The organism is Bacillus sp. JJ1127 (assembly GCF_036965845.1).
Classification (GTDB): Bacteria; Bacillota; Bacilli; order Bacillales; family Bacillaceae_G; genus Bacillus_A.
Genome location: NZ_JBALQK010000385.1, coordinates 1 through 1884, shown reverse-complemented (window position 1 = coordinate 1884; position 1884 = coordinate 1). Strand labels below are relative to the sequence as shown.

General features: G+C 33.2%; 1 protein-coding gene. It reads left to right on the top strand.

The annotated features are described in order from the left end of the window. Positions 1–539: 539 nt before the first annotated feature. Positions 540–1580 (top strand): flavin-containing monooxygenase, encoded by a 1041-nt coding sequence (locus V7183_RS24860; RefSeq protein ID WP_335361200.1) that lies wholly within the window; start codon positions 540–542, stop codon positions 1578–1580. Positions 1581–1884 lie beyond the last annotated feature (304 nt).

Genomic DNA, 1884 nt, shown 5'->3' with positions numbered 1-1884 from the left:
AGCTAATCCAGTATCTCCTATAATTAGAATACAACATACATTGTTTTTTTTAAAAACATAATTTAACAGAATATTCTACATTTTATAATATCAGGTAATTATCTTGATTTGGGTCACCGTATAAAGGGGTCCAGTCAACCAAATGACATAAAACACACGTTAAGCAAAATCGGACAAATAAAATGATAGTTTTTACAAGTTAAGACTATACCAATACCATGGTATTATCGAAATTTGATTTGCAACATAATATATGCAATGCTGTAACGCTATAAAAATCAAGACCTAAGTAAATGTTGCATAAATGTTAATTTTTACAACGTTTTAATTAAGTATATTTTACGCTTAGCGTACAGAGAGTAAGTTAAAATGTGTCCAATTTGTGTCTGAGCGTACAATTTTCTTTTTTTGTGATGTATATTGATTTGAAGGTAATTTCATTTCTCTTGATTTATGAAAAGAAAATTTATATGATGGAACCAAACATATGAACATATGAACATGTATTCATATGTTTGCAATAAAAAGGGGATGAAAAAATGTTAGATGTCATTATAGTAGGGGCAGGTCAAGCTGGCCTAGCTATGGGGTATTATTTGAAGCAAGGTAACTATAACTTTGCCCTATTAGATGAAAAAAAGAGGATTGGTGATTCGTGGAGAAATCGATACGGTTCTTTACAATTGTTTACAACAAGGGTGTATAGTGCATTACCAGGTATGAAGTTAGATGGAAATCAAGATGAATATCCTACGAAAGATGAGATTGCAGATTATTTAGAAGCGTATGCACAATATTTTTCTTTGCCAGTGAAGCTAAATACAGATGTTTTAAAAGTAAGAAAACGAGGGAATGAGTTTGAGGTATATACTCCTAACGAAATTTTAAAATCAAAAAGGGTTATTATCGCATCAGGTGCTTTTCAGCAACCGTTTATTCCTCAAATTTCTCACAATCTTTCAAACGATATATTTCAAATTCATTCTTCACAATATCAATCGCCATTGCAAATTCCAGAAGGTCCAGTTCTTGTAGTAGGGGGCGGGAATTCAGGTGCGCAAATTGCCGTAGAGCTCGCGAAATCGCGTGATGTTACGATTGCTGTAAGTCATCCTCTTACCTTTTTACCACTAAAAATTATGAGGAAGAGTATTTTTTCTTGGCTTGAGAAAATAGGATTATTATATGCCGGAATAGATACGAAACGGGGAAAGTGGTTTCAAATGCGGAAAGATCCTATTTTTGGTTTTGCATGCAAACAGCTTATTCGCGATAGAAGAATAACAGTGAAGCCCAAAGTAGTAAGTGCATTGCAACATAAAGTCGTCTTTTCAGATAATAGTGCATTTACTGTTCAAAATATAGTATGGTCTACAGGATTTGTGCCAAATTATCGGTGGATTGAAATAGAAGGTGCAATGAATGAAGTAGGGTCGCCAATTCATTCAAGGGGCGTCAGTCAAGTGAATGGATTATATTATATAGGATTACCTTGGCAATCCCAAAGAGGGTCAGCACTTCTTTGTGGTGTAGGTCGAGATGCAGCGTTTTTATTTTCAATTCTCAAAAAGAAGGTGTAGCGCTGCATAAAATAGCAAAAAAATAGATCGGTAACAAATTGCACCGATCAACTATATGTACATGAATTAGGAGAGGTCAAGCTCTTATTAGCCTTATTATAATGCATTCTAATACATGCTGAAACTGAAAAATGTCCTTGATATGTTGAGAAAGTTTTTTTACACCGAAATATATAGAGAAATAAGAAGGTTATAGTACAGAGAGAATAAATAGAAATTTGCACTTTGAGTTTTAACAGGGAATTTTCAGAGAATGATCACACCATATTTCATATTCCTTTAAAATATGATAGATTTTAAATAT